Source organism: Mucilaginibacter sp. UR6-11 (assembly GCF_020880695.1).
Classification (GTDB): Bacteria; Bacteroidota; Bacteroidia; order Sphingobacteriales; family Sphingobacteriaceae; genus Mucilaginibacter.
The window spans coordinates 547,244-565,091 of the sequence record NZ_JAJIWO010000002.1; the positions used below are offsets into that span (position 1 = coordinate 547,244).

16 protein-coding genes are annotated in these 17,848 nt (G+C 44.9%); 13 read left to right on the forward strand and 3 right to left on the reverse strand.

Annotated elements, in window-relative coordinates; translation table 11 throughout:
• Window positions 1–10: 10 nt before the first annotated feature.
• Window positions 11–1,414 (reverse strand): lipopolysaccharide assembly protein LapB, encoded by a 1,404-nt coding sequence (locus tag LJ658_RS07735; protein ID WP_230545908.1) that lies wholly within the window; start codon window positions 1,412–1,414, stop codon window positions 11–13.
• Window positions 1,415–1,878: 464 nt separating this feature from the next.
• On the opposite strand from LJ658_RS07735, the gene LJ658_RS07740 reads away from it, so the two are divergent.
• A complete protein-coding gene (locus tag LJ658_RS07740; protein ID WP_230545909.1) occupies window positions 1,879–3,519 on the forward strand; it encodes a S8 family serine peptidase in 1,641 nt (546 codons plus the stop codon).
• A 55-nt stretch (window positions 3,520–3,574) separates the two neighbouring features.
• Here the strand turns inward: LJ658_RS07740 and LJ658_RS07745 are convergent, their stop codons facing one another.
• Window positions 3,575–4,318, reverse strand: a complete 744-nt coding sequence (locus LJ658_RS07745; RefSeq protein WP_230545910.1) for a hypothetical protein — start codon at window positions 4,316–4,318, stop codon at window positions 3,575–3,577.
• Window positions 4,319–4,467: 149 nt separating this feature from the next.
• On the opposite strand from LJ658_RS07745, the gene LJ658_RS07750 reads away from it, so the two are divergent.
• Window positions 4,468–5,451, forward strand: coding sequence for a pyruvate dehydrogenase complex E1 component subunit beta (locus LJ658_RS07750; protein WP_230545911.1), 984 nt, complete (start codon window positions 4,468–4,470; stop codon window positions 5,449–5,451).
• A 79-nt stretch (window positions 5,452–5,530) separates the two neighbouring features.
• A complete protein-coding gene (locus tag LJ658_RS07755) occupies window positions 5,531–6,298 on the forward strand; it encodes a GDSL-type esterase/lipase family protein (protein WP_230545912.1) in 768 nt (255 codons plus the stop codon).
• Between the two features lie 12 nt (window positions 6,299–6,310).
• Here the strand turns inward: LJ658_RS07755 and LJ658_RS07760 are convergent, their stop codons facing one another.
• Window positions 6,311–7,288, reverse strand: a complete 978-nt coding sequence (locus LJ658_RS07760; RefSeq protein ID WP_230545913.1) for an alpha/beta fold hydrolase — start codon at window positions 7,286–7,288, stop codon at window positions 6,311–6,313.
• Window positions 7,289–7,344: 56 nt separating this feature from the next.
• Between LJ658_RS07760 and LJ658_RS07765 the strand changes: the two genes are divergently transcribed.
• The 10 genes from LJ658_RS07765 to eboE all read left to right on the forward strand — a co-directional run bounded on the left by LJ658_RS07765 (window position 7,345) and on the right by eboE (window position 17,840).
• A complete protein-coding gene (locus tag LJ658_RS07765) occupies window positions 7,345–7,563 on the forward strand; it encodes a zinc ribbon domain-containing protein YjdM (protein WP_230545914.1) in 219 nt (72 codons plus the stop codon).
• Window positions 7,563–8,042 carry a hypothetical protein gene (locus LJ658_RS07770; RefSeq protein WP_230545915.1) on the forward strand — a complete coding sequence of 160 codons (480 nt, stop codon included), beginning with the start codon at window positions 7,563–7,565 and terminating at the stop codon, window positions 8,040–8,042. The genes LJ658_RS07765 and LJ658_RS07770 overlap by 1 nt, the downstream gene beginning before the upstream one ends.
• 441 nt (window positions 8,043–8,483) lie before the next feature.
• Window positions 8,484–9,878 (forward strand): chloride channel protein, encoded by a 1,395-nt coding sequence (locus LJ658_RS07775; RefSeq protein ID WP_230545916.1) that lies wholly within the window; start codon window positions 8,484–8,486, stop codon window positions 9,876–9,878.
• Between the two features lie 7 nt (window positions 9,879–9,885).
• On the forward strand, window positions 9,886–11,274 hold the full coding sequence (locus LJ658_RS07780; RefSeq protein WP_230545917.1) for a voltage-gated chloride channel family protein: 1,389 nt from the start codon (window positions 9,886–9,888) through the stop codon (window positions 11,272–11,274).
• A gap of 150 nt (window positions 11,275–11,424) precedes the next feature.
• The gene (locus LJ658_RS07785; RefSeq protein ID WP_230545918.1) at window positions 11,425–11,802 is read left to right on the forward strand and encodes a transmembrane 220 family protein; all 378 of its coding nucleotides are present in this window, start codon (window positions 11,425–11,427) and stop codon (window positions 11,800–11,802) included.
• A gap of 7 nt (window positions 11,803–11,809) precedes the next feature.
• Window positions 11,810–12,643 (forward strand): EboA domain-containing protein, encoded by an 834-nt coding sequence (locus tag LJ658_RS07790; protein ID WP_230545919.1) that lies wholly within the window; start codon window positions 11,810–11,812, stop codon window positions 12,641–12,643.
• Between the two features lie 12 nt (window positions 12,644–12,655).
• On the forward strand, window positions 12,656–13,642 hold the full coding sequence (locus LJ658_RS07795; protein WP_230545920.1) for a TatD family hydrolase: 987 nt from the start codon (window positions 12,656–12,658) through the stop codon (window positions 13,640–13,642).
• A 2-nt stretch (window positions 13,643–13,644) separates the two neighbouring features.
• Window positions 13,645–14,535 (forward strand): UbiA-like protein EboC, encoded by an 891-nt coding sequence (gene eboC, locus LJ658_RS07800; protein WP_230545921.1) that lies wholly within the window; start codon window positions 13,645–13,647, stop codon window positions 14,533–14,535.
• A gap of 773 nt (window positions 14,536–15,308) precedes the next feature.
• A complete protein-coding gene (locus tag LJ658_RS07805) occupies window positions 15,309–16,475 on the forward strand; it encodes a 3-dehydroquinate synthase (protein WP_230545922.1) in 1,167 nt (388 codons plus the stop codon).
• A gap of 159 nt (window positions 16,476–16,634) precedes the next feature.
• A complete protein-coding gene (eboE, locus tag LJ658_RS07810; RefSeq protein WP_230545923.1) occupies window positions 16,635–17,840 on the forward strand; it encodes a metabolite traffic protein EboE in 1,206 nt (401 codons plus the stop codon).
• Window positions 17,841–17,848 lie beyond the last annotated feature (8 nt).

Below are 17,848 nucleotides of genomic sequence, written 5' to 3' on the forward strand. Positions count from 1 at the left end.
AAGTTAATCATTACTTAGAGTAACGGTTTATTATATCCAATATCACCTTGTTTTCCTGCAGCTGGGGCAGGTAATCAAATAATATAAAATGTTTTTCCGGATCGGCAGCCAGTGCCAGCTCCAGGTAATTGAGGGCCTCATTATATTCGCCTTTGGCAAACAGGTAAGCTACCATACGGTAATAAAGCTCGGCAGCCTCGGGGTTGTTTTTAATCGCATCCGAGATGATCTCAATAGCGCCGACCAATCTTTTATCCTCATAAAGTATTGACGAGTAATCCAGCCAGGCGTCTATATCCAGCGGGTTAAGCTCAACCACTTTTTCGTAAGCATCCTCTGCTTCTTTCATATGGCCCAGCTTATATTCGGCATCGGCTATGGCAAACCAGTAGTCGGCATTGGTCAGGTCAATATCCAGCGCTTTTTTATAGAAGTGCAGGGCCTCAAAATAACGTTCTTCAAAATCAAGTGTCACCCCTATACCAAACCAGGCATCGGCAAGCCGGGGGTCCATTTTAACTGATTTTTTATAGAATGCGCGGGCATCGTCCATCTGCTCTAATTTCTCATAGCATTCGCCGATGGCGCAATAAGTGTCAGCATTAGGCTGCTCATACTCAAAAGTATGCCGGTATACTTCAATAGCCTCGGCATATTTCTCCAGGTTAACCAGGGCATTGCCTTTGTTAAAATAGGCTGATGCAAAGCTATCCTTAATCAGGATGGCGTAATCGTAAGCGTCTATCGCTTTCTCAAACAGGCTTAGTTTGGTAAACGCATTACCCAGGTTATACCAGGCAGCATAGCTGTAAGGCTCGGTATCTATATATTGCTGGTAAAACTGTACGCTTTCTTCCTGGTTGTCCAGTACGTCATAGCAAAAAGCCAGTTCGTAAAGGGCATCCTGGTTCTCCATATTTTGCTTTAAGCAAAGTTTTAAGTAGGTAATGGAGGTTTCGTAATCGCCCATGTTTTGGTAAACGTAGGCAATATGTAACAGGATCTCGTCAGTTTCTTCAGCCAGCTCAAGGGCCTTTTCATAGTTCTCTAAAGCCTCGGCATAGCGTTCCATGCTTTCATACATATTGCCGCGGATAATATAGATATCCGCGTCTGATGCTTCCAGCATAGCCGCCTTATCCAGGGCAGCAAAGGCCGCGCCGGTATGGTTGGTTATGGCCAGCAGCTGTGCCTGCTTAATTAAAAATACTGCGGCAAAAGGATGTTGATTAATAGCATACTCGGCTACCTGCAGAGCCTTGGCGGGATCGTTTTTTTCGATGTAGTAATCGATAATGTTCTCAAACGCCTGGGCATCAAAAAAGTACTGGTCATGATTCCTGATCATTTCCTCGTACCGCTCTACCGAAAACTTTGGATCTTCGGTAAAACCAAATTCAAATTCTTCTTCCATTCATTAGTGTTTCAGAACATTGTTTAATTAGTCCGTTTTTTGTTAGACTATTAAACTTTAGTTGTGTTTAAATTACAAGTAAAAGTGTCCATCCAGCAATTAAGTTTTCAACATACAAACATTTTTAACATCGCTGATTGCAAAGCATTGATTATTAATACAAAGCATTTGGGAGGGCGGTGGGATGAGCTGATACTAGTGCCTTAGTGGCTTTTACCTTTGATCATACAAAAGTAAACATTATAAGCGTGTTTGTTACCCGCCCGCTAAAACATTTACATCCAGATAACACTTATAGACTGTATAAGCTGCGCAATTTACCTGAGGGTTAAGCGTTGTTAAACCTTACCACCGGTTCTGTCCAATCAAGAAGTGCCATTTGGGCCCTCTGTTTTAGGGAGGATCAGGTAGGTTCTTTTTTATGATTTGCGGTTTTTATAATATCTTACACAAAATTTAAATAAATGAATAATTTACGGAATTACCTTTTCGGTTCCGCGCTATGCGGCGCTTTGTTTTTGAGCCTCAATATATCTGCCCAAACGGTGACGGCAACGCAGGCCGATCCGCCAAAAAACTGGCACCAGCTTGATTTGAAAAAGGATGGTTTTTACGGCATCAGCCTAAACAACGCCTACAACTTTTTAAAAGGTAAGAAAAGTAAAACCATAGTGGTAGCCACGATTGATAGCGGCATTGATACTACCCAAACCGACCTGAAAAGTATTCTTTGGGTAAATCCTAAAGAAATACCGGGTAACGGCAAGGATGACGATCATAACGGCTATGTTGATGATGTACACGGCTGGGATTTTTTAGGAGGCCCGGGCGGTAAGGTTGATTATACCGAAACTACCGAAGAAGTGCGGGAATACAATCGCTTAAAACCAAAATATGAAGCTTTAACCGCTGCGCCGGCAGGGGATGAAAAAGGATATGCTTACTGGCTGAAAGTAAAAAGCGTCCATGATGCCACCGTTGCCAAATCGTCAGGCGAGTTACAGCAGATGGGCTCAATGATGAACGCATTGATGGTTACCAGCGGTTATATTAAAAGAGAATTAAAATTAAGTCCGTCTGCAACTTTTGTGAAGGCCGATCTGGATAAGATAACAACAACGGCCAATGATACGGTTATGCAAAGCAAGGGTGTTTGGTCGTCTATGTTTGACCAGATAAATGGCGACAACAGCAAGGTGATTAAAGAAGTGAGCGAATACCAGGCCAAGCTGGACAATGATGTTAACCCTAATTTAAGTGCCCGCAAAAAAATTGTAGGCGACGACCCTGATGTGCAGGACGGCAAACCGTATGGCAATAACGTTTTAAAAAATCCTGATGCTTCGCATGGTACCGGCGTGGCCGGGCTTATAGGCGCTGTCCGCGGTAACGGCTATGGCATTGACGGCGTGGCCGACAACGTACGCATCATGAGCATTAAAGCAGTACCCAACGGCGATGAGTATGATAAGGATATTGCTAACGCGATACGCTACGCGGTTGATAACGGCGCCCGGATCATTAACATGAGCTTTGGCAAAAAGATCTCGCCGCATAAAGACTGGGTAGACGCCGCCTTTAAATATGCTGCTGCTAAAGATGTGTTGCTGGTGCAGGCATCCGGCAATGATAATGAGGATATGGATGTTAAGCCGCAATACCCTAACGATACCTTTGCCGACGGCTCAGCTACCGACGCGGATAACGTGGTATGCGTAGGTGCATCAGGATCGAAAGTTGACGAAAACCTGGCTGCTACCTTCAGCAACTATGGTAAAAAGAATGTGGACGTTTTTGCACCAGGTGCAAAAGTAACCTCAATTGATGCCGACGCCGAGTTTAACACGGCGGATGGTACCAGCTTTGCATCGCCGATTACGGCCGGCATTGCCGCGCTGGTACTGGAGTATTATCCAAACCTGAGCGCCAAACAATTAAAACAGGTTATCCTGGCATCGGCCACGCCGCTAACCGGCACCATGGTTTTAAAACCGGGCAGCAAAACAGATAAAGTTGATTTTACTACGCTATGCAAAACCGGCGGTATTGTAAATGCCTATAAAGCGGTGCAGTTGGCGTCGAAGTTAAAGGGGGAGCGAAAATAGTATTAAAGGTAAGACTGGTAAAGCGGGCCCAGGCCCGCTTTTTTGTTAATGCCGGTTACCGTACAGCCGCAGTTGTGCCCATGTCCGGTAAAAGCGATGTTTTTTCTCCGGGCTTAAACCCGGCCGGGATAGAAAAGTCTTTAGGGCCGGGTGCTTTGGCGCTGAATTTATAGTCCGAAAATGAGATTTTGCGCGTCAGCTGGGTAGTGCCCGACTTTGATGTCGCTGCTTGGTCTGACGCCAGGCCAAGTATCATATTGTCGGCTTTGCTTACAAAAACATATATCCTGTCATACAATTTCTTTGAGCTATTTCCCCACTCAACAAATAATTGATAACAGTCGACGTTGTTGATCGTGGTGTCCGAAAGTATTTGTGTCGTATATCGCGTCTCGTTGATCTTTCTGTTTAACTCGTTTACCAAAGAGTTTAACGGGTCGGCATAGGTCTTATTGGCCTCCCTGGGCTTCATAACATATATACCGTCTTTCAAATAAAGTTCAAGTTGCTGCTTACTATTGCCCACATACTTAAACTTACCATAACTGGCATCACAATCAATCATATAGCTTTCATAGTTATTATCACCCAGCCGGTTGCATAGCGCTACTTTCATTTCGGCGCGCTGATCACTTCCGCCGGAAGGGTCATTGTTTATTTCAGAAACTTTATAACTGATACCCGGGCTATTAGTTATCTTATCTATAGAACTTTGAAGGATTTGCTGCTGGGCTTTAGCTGTAAAAGCAAGTAGTAGGCAAAAGGCTAGTGCGAAGTTTTTAGCTGTTAATATCATCATGAATAAGGTAGTGGCGGTGCAAACATACCATGTTTTGCGGTTTTATTTAAAAGTATTTACCAATTATTATGTAAAAAACCTGATCGGTATACGAAGCAAATTGCATTAGTGTTATATTTGCGTGCAAAAAAAATCATTTAATTAATAAGATGAGAGAAATACAGTTCAGAGAAGCACTTCGCGAAGCAATGCAGGAAGAAATGCGCAACGACGAAACGATATACCTGATGGGCGAAGAGGTTGCCGAATATAACGGTGCCTACAAAGTTAGCCAGGGTATGTTAGACGAGTTTGGCGCTAAACGGGTTATTGATACCCCCATCTCTGAATTGGGCTTTGCCGGGATAGGCATAGGTTCGGCCATGAACGGGTTAAAACCTATTATTGAGTTCATGACGTTTAACTTCTCGTTAGTGGCTATTGACCAGGTGATCAACGGCGCTGCCAAGATCATGTCAATGAGCGGCGGCCAGTTCTCTGTACCTATTGTTTTCCGCGGCCCTACGGGTAATGCGGGTATGCTAAGTTCACAACATAGCCAGTGTTTTGAAAACTGGTATGCCAACTGCCCGGGCTTAAAGGTGGTTGTACCATCAAACCCTGCAGATGCCAAAGGTTTATTAAAATCATGTATTATTGATCCCGATCCTTGTATTTTCATGGAGTCGGAGTTAATGTATGGCGATAAAGGCATGGTTCCTGAAGAAACTTATTATATCCCGATTGGCAAAGCTGCCGTAACCAAAGAAGGTACTGATGTAACTTTGGTAGGTTTTGGCAAGATCATGAAAGTTGTTAACGCAGCCGCTGCCGACCTGGAGAAAGAAGGCATCAGCGCTGAAGTGATCGACTTACGCACCGTGCGCCCTATTGATTACGAAACAGTGATCAACTCGGTTAAAAAAACAAACCGCCTGGTATTGGTTGAAGAAAGCTGGCCATTAGGCTCGATAGCTACCGAGATCGCCTTTAAGGTACAGAAAGATGCATTTGATTATTTAGATGCACCTATCCTACGCATTATGGGTGGCGATGTTCCGTTGCCTTACGCACCAACTTTAATACAAGAGTACCTGCCAAACGCTGATAAAGTTGTTAAAGCTGTTAAAGAAGTAATGTACGTTACCAAATAACGATCAATGAATATTTTAAAAGCCTGTTATTTTTATAGCAGGCTTTTTTTATGCAATATTGTGTACCAATTATTACGCCATGAACATTAAAAAAATTACCGGCTTTTTGATGGCTGCCTTATTGTTAAGCAGCTTTACCCTGTTTGAGCAAAAGCGTGACATCAATATCGTATTTATTGGCGACAGCATTACCTATGGCGCCGGATTGCCTGATCGTGCTACGCAGGCGCCGCCGGCTATCTGTGCCAATTATTTAAAAACGCAGGCAAATATTGGCGCGGTTGAATTTTCAAACCAGGGTCATAGCGGTTATACAACGCTCGACTGGCTGCCGGGCACGCGTGCCTTAAACGATGCCGAGGCCGCCGCAAAAGTATTTGCCAATCAACAGGCGCAACTATTGTTCGCTATCAAGATCGGTACCAATGACAGTGCGGTAAAAGGCACCCATGGCGCCCCGGTGTCGGTAGAAGATTACCGTACAAACCTTAAGATCATCATTGACCGGCTACTGAAAGATTTCCCCGGCTGTAAAATAGTGATCCAGCATCCCATCTGGTACAGCCCCAACACTTACAATGGTTCCATGTACCTGCAGGAGGGCCTTACCCGCCTGCAAACCTATATCCCGGTAATAGATGAACTGGTTAAAACCTACAAAACCGGCAACCCGGAACAGGTTTTTGTTGGTGATACCAAAGGCTTTAAATATTTCGAAAAAAATTACCTGACAGATTTCCAGCCGGAAGATGGCCACCAGGGGATTTTTTATTTGCACCCCAATCCTAAAGGCGCCATAGCGCTGGGCGAATTTTGGGGAAAAGCCATTGCCAGGGTTGTGAAGTAAGAAGGGGTTGCGCTAGAGATTCTTTAACAATGCGTCCAAAAACTGCCCCGCTACTTCAATATGCGGGATATGCTTGCAGTTGTCAAACTCAACCAATTTGCAATCCGGGATCTTCCTGGCAGTCGCCGGGCCTAAAATTTTGTATTGCCCGTGTTTCATCTTTTCCTCCGGGCTTAATAATGCTTTGCCGATAATTGTATTATCCTCCTGGCCAATAAACAAAACCACAGGCACTTTTATCGCCCCAAACTCATAGCAAACCGGCTGCTCATAGATCATGGTATAGGTTAGCGCGGCAACTTTGGCATAACGCGGAAAGTTGGCGCTTTTTGCCGGTCCGGCTGCAATTTTAACCAGGTAATCATAATCAGGGCTCCATTTGGTAAAGTACGATTCGGTGTAATATTTCTTCACGCTTTCGTAGGTGGTTTTTAGCTCGGTTTGATATTCTTCATCAATAGTAACATAAGGCACAAAGGTGCGGTAGTCTTCCAGGCCTATCGGGTCCTCCAGTAAAAGTTTGCTTACCACATCCGGATACATCAGCGTAAACCGCGTGGCCAGCATGCCGCCCATCGAATGGCCCAATAGCGTAACTTTAGCTATCCCCAACCTGTCCAACAACGCTTTATTAAATCGCGCCAGCAAATTAAAGCTGTAGTGAATCAACGCTTTGTCTGATTTACCGAAGCCCGCCTGGTCGGGTACCACTACGCGGTATCCTTTTGCGCCGAGGGCTTTGATAACGCCGCCCCAGTAATAGCCGCCAAAGTTTTTGCCATGAAAAAGCATCACCGTTTTACCGTTAGGGTTGGCTGGCATAACATCCATATAAGCCATTTGGATAGTTTGGCCCCCGGTTTTAACCGGAAAAAATTTAACCGGGTAAGGATATTTTACTTCATTAAGGGTGATGGATAAACTATCTTGCGCCGACGCTTTTAGCAGGCTTATAAAAAGCATGGCTGTTAATAAAATTCTTCGCTTCATATTTCAATTACAGTCAGCACAATTAAAAGTTTGTAACTTGCGCCAAATAACAAACAATGGACGAGTTAACAGTAAAAGACAGTAACGGGAACCAGCTGCATGACGGCGACTCGGTAACGGTTATAAAGAGTTTGAAAGTAAAAGGAGGCGGCACTACCATAAAACAAGGTACAACGGTTAAGAAGATCCGCCTTACAGCTAACAACGAAGAGGTTGATTGCAAGATTGATGGCATGAGCATTGTATTACGTACGGAATTTTTAAGAAAGAAATAATGGCAGGTAAAATGGACGCGTTTGATCAGGCGATCAAACAAATAGGTATAGATAATTCAAGCGAGATCAATGGTGATTTAAAGGATTACTTCCTGGTTTCGAAAAGAGCAGATGGTAGTAATAAGATACAGTGGCAAAAGAATATCTCTACTCACATTCGCCATAAAGTTACAAAACTGGTTAAGCAATATTACGCGACCGAGCCTGTTAAAGTAATGCCTGAGCCCGTTAAGGAACTGGCTAAACCTGTTGAGGTTGAGGCAGCATCTAAGCCTGTTAAGAAGGTTACTAAAGCTGCTAAAGATGTGATTGAGCCTGTTAAGAAGGCTACTAAACCTGCTAAGGATGTGATTGAGCCTGTTAAGAAGGCTGCTAAACCTGCTAAGGATGTGATTGAGCCTGTTAAGAAGGCTGCTAAACCTGCTAAAGATGTGGTTGATGCTGTTAAGAATAAGGTAACTAAACCTGTTAAAGTATAAGTGCCAAATATGCTGGTGGTGGTTATGTTGGTTCCTAAGTTAACTTCGGTAACCATAAAGTGCGTTGTGGTGAGTGATTTGTATATTTTAAAGCCGTGTGACTGCGGTATTACGCTCGTGCCTTTGTAAGTAAATTCTGTAAGATCCCAGATGCCTGCCAGTTTGTTAGTATTAGTTTGAGCTTTTACAAAAAAGCTACTGCAGGTAATTAATAAGACTATAAAATATTTCATGATCAAGGTTTTTTTGGTGACGTAATTGCAGGATTTAAAACCAGGGTTTCAAAAAGTTGGCTAAAATTGGCCGTCAGTACTAAGCTTTACCTATATTTGAAATATAAAGCTGATATCTTCGTTGCTATTGTATAACTACCGATATCGCTTTTAACTACGTTTATCGCCTCGGTAAGGCTTCATATAGTATCTTACATCTTCTTTTTTAATGAAAATTGCAATTTGGTTACGTATAAAATTAAAACGATCTTTTGATAGGATTAAGAATGAAAATTTAAAGAAAAACGCATTACAGGCAATCCCTTTCTGGATAGCTTCAATAATTGCAGGCCTTGCGGCAGTATTGTATACAAAGCTATTTGTTGCCGCCGAGCATCTTACCACCTATGCTTTTAACCAACATTCCTGGTATCTTTTTATACTGTCTCCAATTTGTTTTGTTTTAGCCTGGTGGCTGGTTCATCGTTTTGCACCATATTCAAGGGGGAGCGGTATCCCGCAAGTTATGGCGGCTATTAAAATATCATCGCCACGTTCCAGCAAAGCAGTTGATAAACTTTTAGGGTTACGTATTATTTTCATTAAAGTGTTGTCAAGCCTGGTTATGGCAATTGGCGGCGGGGCAATTGGCCGTGAGGGCCCAACCATACAGATCTCTGCATCAATATATAAATTCGTGTACCAGATTTTACCAAATTGGTGGCCCAAAGTAGCTAAGAAAAATATGATTGTTACGGGGGCCGCGGCCGGTCTTGCTGCTGCATTTAATACCCCGTTGGGGGGGATTGTGTTTGCGATAGAAGAGTTAACAAAAACCCATTTTAGCTACTACAAAACAGCTATATTTTCTTCGGTTATCATAGCCGGGTTATCTGCCCAGGCGCTATTGGGTCCATATTTATACCTGGGTTATCCCAAACTGGACGGATTATCCAATTCCATATTTTTTGGGGTAGCGGTTGTTGCGGTAATTTCCGGCTTGCTGGGCGGCGCAATGTCAAAAATGATTTTAATAATTTTTGAATGGAAAGCCAAATTTAAATTCTCCTATCATCATGTACTATTTGTAGTAGGCTGCTCATTGATACTGGTTACTTTGGCCTGTTTGGTTAGCCAGGATGTATTAGGCTCTGGTAAAGATATTATGCAAAAAACCTTGTTCACATCAGATAAATATGTGAGCTGGTACACACCCATACTTAGAATAATAGGCCCCTTACTCTCGTTTACAACCGGGGCTGCCGGCGGTATATTTGCGCCGGCGTTGGGCGCGGGTGCAAGTGTAGGCTCTTTAGTAGCCAGTTGGTTTAAAGTATCAGATATTGATACTAATATGCTAATTTTATCGGGCATGGTTGGCTTTTTAACAGGAGTAACCCGGTCGCCGTTTACATCGGTTATATTGGTGCTTGAAATGACTAATCGCCATAACGTAATCTTTCACCTGATACTTGCGGGCATGGTTGCCAGTTTGGTGGCAATTATTATTGACAAACATTCTTTATACGATCATCTTAAACTACAATATATTAAAGAGCTAAATATGCCAGAACAAACTGAAATGACAGAGCAGGTGGATCAAGCTGCAAATAAACCAATTTGATATAGATATGCCAGGGGAAGGTTATTTATCAATTAAAAAGCATTATACAGTTTTTAAACACCAGTTGCGGTGGACAGTAATAATAGTACCAGTTGCAGTTGTTATTGGCAGCATGGTTGCTTTTTTTTTATCGCTGTTAAGCTGGGCCATACATTTCCGCTTTGCTCATCCCTGGCTTTTATACCTGTTGCCGGTGGCCGGTACAGCAATTTATTTTTCATACCAGCTTTACGGTAAAAATTCTGAAAAAGGAAATAACCTGATCATAGACGAGATTCATGAACCCGGCGGCGGTGTGCCAAAAAGGATGACCCCTTTGGTATTGCTGACCACCGTTATTACGCACTTATTTGGCGGCTCGGCAGGCAGAGAGGGCACAGCTGTACAAATGGGTGGCAGCATAGCGCAATTTTTTGGTTTGTGGTTTAAATTAAATGCTGTTGATACCGGCATTATACTCACGGCAGGCATAGCGGCAGGTTTTGGCGCCGTATTTGGCACACCGTTAGCCGGTGCGATATTCGCGATAGAAGTTTTAACACAGGGTCGGATCCAATACGCTGCCCTAATACCTTGCCTGGTTGCAGGCATAGTGGCCGATATCACTGTTTCTGCCTGGGGCATTCATCATACGGCTTATCATATTGGTGTTGTACCCGCCGGCTCTGCGTTGTTTACACCCTATATGCATATTGATGTTTTATTGCTAATAAAGGTTGTTATAGCGTCTGTTGCTTTTGGGTTGGCCAGTATGTTGTTTGCAGAAACAGTACATGGGGTTAAAAATATCTTCAATAAATATATTTTTCCTAAATGGGCCATACCCGCATTAGGGGGCCTCATAATTATTGCATTAACCTTTATTATAGGTAAACCCGACTATCTGAGCCTTGGGGTGGATGCAGAATATAGCGGGGCCGTAACTATACCGTCAGCCTTTAACGCCGGTGGCGCCGATACCTGGAGCTGGCTCTGGAAAACTGTTTATACAACTATAACATTAGGCTCGGGTTTTAAGGGTGGAGAGGTTACGCCATTGTTTTTTATCGGTTCCACATTGGGTAATACTTTATCATCCTTATTAAATGCGCCGGTAAGCTTGTTTGCCGCTTTAGGTTTTATAGCGGTTTTTGCGGGGGCTACCAATACGCCGCTGGCCAGTACCTTTATGGGTATTGAACTTTTTGGCAGCGAATATGCCTTGTTTTTTGCGGTAGCCTGTTTTACCGCTTATTTTTTTAGTGGCGACTCGGGCATCTACAGTTCGCAACGTATTGCGGTACCCAAGATCTTTGATGATGCTTCATCAATTGAAAGCATAGCCGAAGCCGAACAAAAAAGGCAGAACTACATGCGCCGCAGGATAGCCAGGTACAAAATAGCCAAAAAGAAATAGTGGTATTGCCGGATCAGAACGTAATTGCTTTTTTACAAAACCCTTGCATTTATATACTATAATTGTGCATTAGTACAGTAAATTTACAAATTATGATATTGGTCATAAATCATAATTAAACCTGGTATTATCTTTACAAAAATTATCACCATGATTGCCTTCATTATTATAAACGTTATTTTCTGCCTGTCGTTTTTAGTGTTTGCCTACCTGAACCTTAATGATATTGACTGGTACTTATGGGTGCCCATATATGTTGCAGTGGCCGCCTGTTGCGGTTTGGCCTGCTTCGGGATGTATTACCCTAAAGTATATTTAGGGCTAACCGCCTTTTACCTGGTCTACGCCGTTAAGCTGTTCTTTGAAAAAGATGGCGTGCGCGACTGGATTGTTAAGTACCGCGCGCCGAGCCTGGTTGAAACCATGCAGGCCGAGAAGCCTTTCATTGAAAATACCCGCGAGTTTTTTGGTTTGCTGATCATATCTGCCGCGCTGATCATTGATTATGTTGTGGTGATACATATTTAATTACAAGGTGGACCAGATCAAATCGATATTAAAAGAAATTTTACAGGTTAATGTTGCCCCCGACGTATTTACCTGGCTGGAAGAAAAACGTCCCCTGAATACCGCGTTTGCCTTGCTGCCGCGTAAAACAGGGAAAGCCGTTGTAAATGTTACTGCCGGCCAATCCGGGCAGCTGGATGCGATCATCCCAGGTTTTACGGTTGATGGCTGGACGATCGACCGCCTGGGTCGTGCTTATCTGTTATTAAATTTAGATACTGCCGATAAAGACGCATACTTCCGCGTAATAGAAAACCTGTTCCTGGCTGCCGAGATGGGCGAGCTGGTTGCCTTATATTCGGCCTTACCGTTACTGGCTTACCCGGAGATCTGGGTTAAACGGTGCTCGGAAGGTATCCGCAGTAATATCGGCAGCGTGTTAGAGGCCATTATGTATTCTAATCCTTATCCCGCCCAAAACCTGGATCAAAGCGCGTGGAATCAGTTGGTTTTAAAAGCATTTTTTACCGATAAGGACATCAACAAAATCATTGGCATTGATACCCGTGCCAATAAAGAACTGGCCTATATCCTGAGCGATTACGCGCACGAGCGCTGGGCCGCCGGCCGCGAAGTCAACCCTAAATCATGGCGCCTGGTTGGTCCGTTTATTGACGACAAGCTTTTTGAAGATATTAAACGTTTATTTGAGGAAGGTAACCTGGCCGACCGCAGGGCCGGTGCATTGGCTGTATCGGCATCAAACTACCAGCCGGCAAGAACGTTATTAAACAAATACCCCGAGCTGGTAACAGCTATTGAAAACAAGAACTTAAGCTGGGATACTTTAACCGGCAACTAAATACAGAAAGCTATGTGTTGTACCCACTCGTTTGAAGAAGTAAAGTCTGAACCACTGTCGCCGCCGGTTAGCCTGGACGGCATAAAAGGGATGAAGTTTTTTGACCCGCATGTGCACATGACATCGCGCACTACGGACGATTACCAGGCCATGGCCGACGCCGGCGTTGTGGCCCTAATTGAGCCCGCTTTTTGGCTGGGCCAGCCGCGTACCGGTATTGATACTTTCAGAGATTATTACAGCAGCCTGATAGGCTGGGAGCGTTTCCGTTCGTCGCAGTTTGGTATTAAGCATTATTGTACCATCGGCTTAAACTCGCGCGAGGCAAATAACGAAGCGCTGGCCGAGCAGGTGATGGAGATATTGCCATTATTTATTTACAAAGAAGGTGTGGTAGGCATTGGCGAGATTGGTTTTGACGACCAAACCCCCGCCGAAGAGAAATATTACCGCGCACAGCTTGAACTGGCAAAAGAAGCCGGCCTGCCGGTGCAGATCCATACCCCGCACCGCGATAAAAAAGGCGGCACCACGCGCAGTATGGATATTGCCATCGAGCATGGCCTTGATCCCCGCATGGTTATCGTCGATCATAACAATGAGGAAACTGTGAAAGAAGTGCTCGACCGTGGTTTCTGGGCGGCATTCACCATTTATCCGTTCACTAAAATGGGGAATGAGCGCATGGTTGATATAGCCAAACAATATGGCCCCGAACGGATCATGGTTAACTCGGCTGCCGACTGGGGCATCAGCGACCCGTTAGCGGTACCAAAAACCGCGGCGCTGATGAAGATCCGCGGGATAAGTGATGCCGATATTGAGTTAATTACCTATCGCAACGCTATCACCGCCTTTGCACAAAGCGGGCAGATTGACGAGAAAGATTTTGCTACTGCCGGCAGCGCTATAGATCAAAGCCAGAAATTTGAAGGCAACACCATTTTACGTGGCGGACAGCAACCGCGCATTGATAAATCATCCATCATCATCAGCTAATTATGGCAGGTAAACTAACCCTATATTTAAGGCTGATGCGCCCGGCCAATATTGTAACCTCGGTTGCCGATGTGCTGGCGGGTATCGCTATATCCGGTTATTTTTACCACCTTACGTTTACTACCGGCAGCTTTTATCCCGTTGTGCTGCTTTGCCTGTCAACCATCGGCTTATACAGCGGCGGCATTGTATTTAACGACGTGTTTGATGCGGAGCTTGACAAAGTTGAACGCCCCGAACGCGCCATCCCCGCCGGACTGGTCAGCTTAAAAGAGGCATCGTTTTTAGGGATTTTCCTTTTATTATGGGGCATTGGTTTTGCTTTCTCCTACAGCAACCATGCCGGCGCATTAGCCGTTGCGATAGCCTTTTTTGCCTTATTATATAATAAGATCAGTAAGCATATTAAATTTATTGGCCCGCTTAATATGGGCTTATGCCGGGGGTTAAACCTGTTATTGGGTATCAGTATTTCGGTACCGATGCTCACGCATTTTTATTACCTGGCTGCGGTGCCCGTCATCTACATTTTCTCTATCACCATGATAAGCCAGGGCGAGGTGCATGGCGGCAATAAGCGTAACCTGTATATTGGCGGGGTGCTGTATGCCATTGTGATAGCAGCTATACTTTACTTTGCTATAAGCCAGCAGCAATCCATAACCATTGGGTTTGTTTTGCCTTTTGCCTGGATGATCTTCCGGCCGCTTTTAAGCGCTATTAAAGACCCGGTTGGTAAAAATATCGGCCTGGCGGTTAAAGCCGGGGTCATCTCTTTAATACTGATGGATGCCGCCTGGGCAGCCGCCTTCGGCGCTATATGGGCCGGCATATTTATTGCCTGCCTGCTGCCGGTTTCTATGTGGTTTGCCAAACGGTTTGCGGTAACGTAAGTTCATCCTGTTAAGCCTTTACGCGCTTGGCTTGCCCCGCTCCTGGCTGCGGAGGCTCATTACTTTTTCCTTGATGAAAAAGTAACAAAAAATCAAGTCAGCAAATAGGCTTCTCTGCGCTCAGGGCCTTTGCCCGGCAGTCCAGGTAAAACCTCGGGCCGCGCCGCTTTTGCGCTGCTATCGCTCGCACTTACCCCACGCTTCAGCAAAATCTGCGAATGCCCTTGCCACCGCACAACCGAACATTGTTTTACCTTCCCTCACCCGAAACTTTTTTGCTGACACTTCGCACAATACCAACATTCTGCTAACGTTACAGATTGGATGCAATGCTCAATTGGGGATTAAACCTTGTTTCATAACTAAAACCGTCAGACGGGCAGCTTCGGGCGAAAGCCGGTAAAACAAACTGGGTGGTGCGGTAGCAAGGGCATTGGTAATTTTGCCTGAAGCGTGGCCTGTGGGTGCGATAGCGGAGGCAAAAGGACCGGGCCCTCGGTTTTACCGGCTTTGCAGCGCATAAGGCCTGTGCGTCAAAGAAGCATCCTGTCTGACTTGATTTTTGGTTACTTTGTATCAAGACAAAGTAACAGCCACCGCGGCAATTGAGCGGGGCAAGCCAGGAGCACATAGGCAATCCCGCGATAGGTTAAAAAATAGGTAGTCGTGACACCTTATAAATTAATCTCCTTTTAATCCTACCTCAATATTTCCGTCAAATTTTAGATATATAGGCGATATTAATTTTATGTTTTAGATATTCGCTTTTAGTTATGGAATATTTGCAGCAGTCGTTTAGTGTAAAGTTTGAGTACAAGGTGTTTTTTACTACGGGGCTTTTTGATTTAACCAATACCGGGTTTGACGCATTTTTGGCGGCAGATTCAACATCCGCCTCGCTAAAAAAAATACTTTTTGTGGTAGATCAGGATGTGCTTAACGCTAACCCTGCGCTGGCTGATAAAATAAGGCGCTATTTCGCTATCCATAAGGCAGCGCAGCTAATCCCCGAAATTATATTGATGCCCGGTGGCGAGGTTGTTAAGAACGACGAAAGCCACTTTAGCAGGTTATTGGATATTATTAACCAATACGGCATCGACCGTCATAGCTACGTTGCGGCTATTGGCGGGGGCTCATTGCTGGATATGGCAGGTTATGCCGCCGCGGTGGCCCATCGCGGGGTAAAGCATATCCGGATACCTACTACCGTGTTATCACAAAATGATTCGGGCGTAGGGGTTAAAAACAGCATTAATTATTTCGGCAAAAAAAATTTCCTGGGCACATTTGTACCGCCGGTAGCAGTTTTTAATGACGACCAGTTTTTATTAACACTTACCGCTCGGGATTACCGCTCGGGCATTGCCGAAGCCATCAAGGTATCGTTAATCAAAGATGCTTCATTTTTTGAATGGCTGGAAAATAACGCGGCCGCCCTGGTGGCCCGCGATATGGACACCATGAAATATTTAATAAAACGCTGTGCCGAATTGCATCTTAATCATATTGCGGGGCTTGACCCGTTTGAAAAAGGGTCGTCCCGGCCGTTGGATTTCGGGCATTGGAGCGCGCATAAGCTGGAGCAGTTAACCAACTTTAAAGTTTTACACGGAGAAGCGGTGGCACTGGGGATAGCACTGGATACGGTTTATTCTAACCTGTCAGGCAGGTTATCGGCGGACGAAACACACCGTGTAATCAACCTGATCAAAAAAATCGGGTTTGAAATAACGCACCCGCTGCTGGAAGTAAGCGGCGAAGACAGCCCGATATTGATAGGCCTGCAGGAGTTTAGGGAACACCTGGGCGGCGAGCTAACCATCATGCTGCTTACCCAAATTGGCGTGGGTATCGAGGTGCATGAGATGGATGCCGGGCTGGTGAAGAAAGCCGGTGAAATATTAAAGAATGAATATGCTGCGTTAAGTGCAGTATAGCTGAATAACCAAATAATCCCCTCCTTGGGAGGGGTGTGTTGGACTGCGCACAGGCAGGCAGGGGGTTTAACGCCAGATCAAACCCCTGCCTCCTCCTTCCCCTCGGGAAGGAATTGCACAATCCCGCGCGTTTATAAGACTACCTAATTTTCAGACATAATGCGAGTAGCTACCGGACATTTAACTTACTGCACTAATATCCACCCCGGCGAAAACTGGCCGTCGCATTTTGCTGCCTTAAAAAATAATTTTTCAAGTATAAAGGCCCGGGTTTCGGCCGGTGGTGCCATGGGCATTGGGTTGCGCCTGTCAAACGTGGCGAGCATCGAATTAGAGAATCCTGCAAGTTTAGCCGGTTTTAAGCAGTGGCTCGCTGATAATGATGCCTATGTTTTTACCATGAATGGTTTTCCTTACGGCGAATTTCATGATACTGCGGTTAAAGACCAGGTACACGCGCCCGACTGGACAACCAGGCTCCGCGTTGACTATACGCTGAGGATGTTCCGCATCCTGGCAGACTTGCTGCCCAAAGGAATGGATGGGGGTATATCAACATCGCCCTTAAGCTATAAACACTGGTATAAAACTACGGGGCAATTAGAACAGGCAAAAATCAGCGCTACCGCCAACATCTTGCTGGTTGCCGAAGAATTAATAAAGACAGGGCTTGAAAAGGGCGTAATTATGCACCTGGACATTGAGCCCGAGCCCGACGGCGTACTGGAAACCGGCGAAGAGTTTATAAATTGGTATGAGAATGTTTTATTGCCGCAGGGCACAGAAAATATCGCCAGAAAATTCAATGTTTCTGCCGGAGAAGCGGCAGAATTAATCAAACAGCACATCACTTTATGTTATGATGTTTGCCACTTTGCCATTGGTTATGAACCGCACCGTCAGGTTATTGACGAGCTGGCTGCCAGGGGGCTTAAGGTTGGCAAAATACAGATCAGCGCTGCGCTTAATGCTTTATTGTCTGAAGATACCGACCTGCGCGAGGATGTGAAAAATGCTTTCGCCAGGTTTGATGAGTCGACTTACCTGCACCAGGTGGTTGCTAAAAAGATAAACGGAAAGCTAATACGCTATCCCGACCTGCCCGAAGCGCTGGCGGATATTGAAAACCCACTGGTAGAGCAATGGCGGGCACATTTTCACGTACCAATATTTACCGAAGAGTATGGCCCGGTGCAGTCAACCCAGGGGGATATCCTGGCGGTGTTGGCGATCCAGAAAGAGCAACCCTTTACCACGCACCTGGAAGTTGAAACCTATACCTGGGGCGTACTGCCCGATGCCAAGAAACTGCCCATTAATGACTCTATTGTACGCGAGTTAAATTGGGTTAAAGATCAATTATAATATTAATC

Bases quoted from the DNA above. Each gene is read 5' to 3' on its own strand.
- LJ658_RS07765 (WP_230545914.1), top strand. From the start codon at position 7,345: ATGGACGAGTTAACAGTAAAAGACAGTAACGGGAACCAGCTGCATGAC.
- LJ658_RS07750 (WP_230545911.1), top strand. From the start codon at position 4,468: ATGAGAGAAATACAGTTCAGAGAAGCACTTCGCGAAGCAATGCAGGAA.
- LJ658_RS07785 (WP_230545918.1), top strand. From the start codon at position 11,425: ATGATTGCCTTCATTATTATAAACGTTATTTTCTGCCTGTCGTTTTTA.
- eboC (WP_230545921.1), top strand. From the start codon at position 13,645: ATGGCAGGTAAACTAACCCTATATTTAAGGCTGATGCGCCCGGCCAAT.
- LJ658_RS07780 (WP_230545917.1), top strand. From the start codon at position 9,886: ATGCCAGGGGAAGGTTATTTATCAATTAAAAAGCATTATACAGTTTTT.
- LJ658_RS07735 (WP_230545908.1), bottom strand. From the start codon at position 1,414: ATGGAAGAAGAATTTGAATTTGGTTTTACCGAAGATCCAAAGTTTTCG.
- LJ658_RS07770 (WP_230545915.1), top strand. From the start codon at position 7,563: ATGGCAGGTAAAATGGACGCGTTTGATCAGGCGATCAAACAAATAGGT.
- LJ658_RS07740 (WP_230545909.1), top strand. From the start codon at position 1,879: ATGAATAATTTACGGAATTACCTTTTCGGTTCCGCGCTATGCGGCGCT.
- eboE (WP_230545923.1), top strand. From the start codon at position 16,635: ATGCGAGTAGCTACCGGACATTTAACTTACTGCACTAATATCCACCCC.
- LJ658_RS07755 (WP_230545912.1), top strand. From the start codon at position 5,531: ATGAACATTAAAAAAATTACCGGCTTTTTGATGGCTGCCTTATTGTTA.
- LJ658_RS07745 (WP_230545910.1), bottom strand. From the start codon at position 4,318: ATGATGATATTAACAGCTAAAAACTTCGCACTAGCCTTTTGCCTACTA.
- LJ658_RS07760 (WP_230545913.1), bottom strand. From the start codon at position 7,288: ATGAAGCGAAGAATTTTATTAACAGCCATGCTTTTTATAAGCCTGCTA.
- LJ658_RS07795 (WP_230545920.1), top strand. From the start codon at position 12,656: ATGTGTTGTACCCACTCGTTTGAAGAAGTAAAGTCTGAACCACTGTCG.
- LJ658_RS07805 (WP_230545922.1), top strand. From the start codon at position 15,309: ATGGAATATTTGCAGCAGTCGTTTAGTGTAAAGTTTGAGTACAAGGTG.
- LJ658_RS07775 (WP_230545916.1), top strand. From the start codon at position 8,484: ATGAAAATTGCAATTTGGTTACGTATAAAATTAAAACGATCTTTTGAT.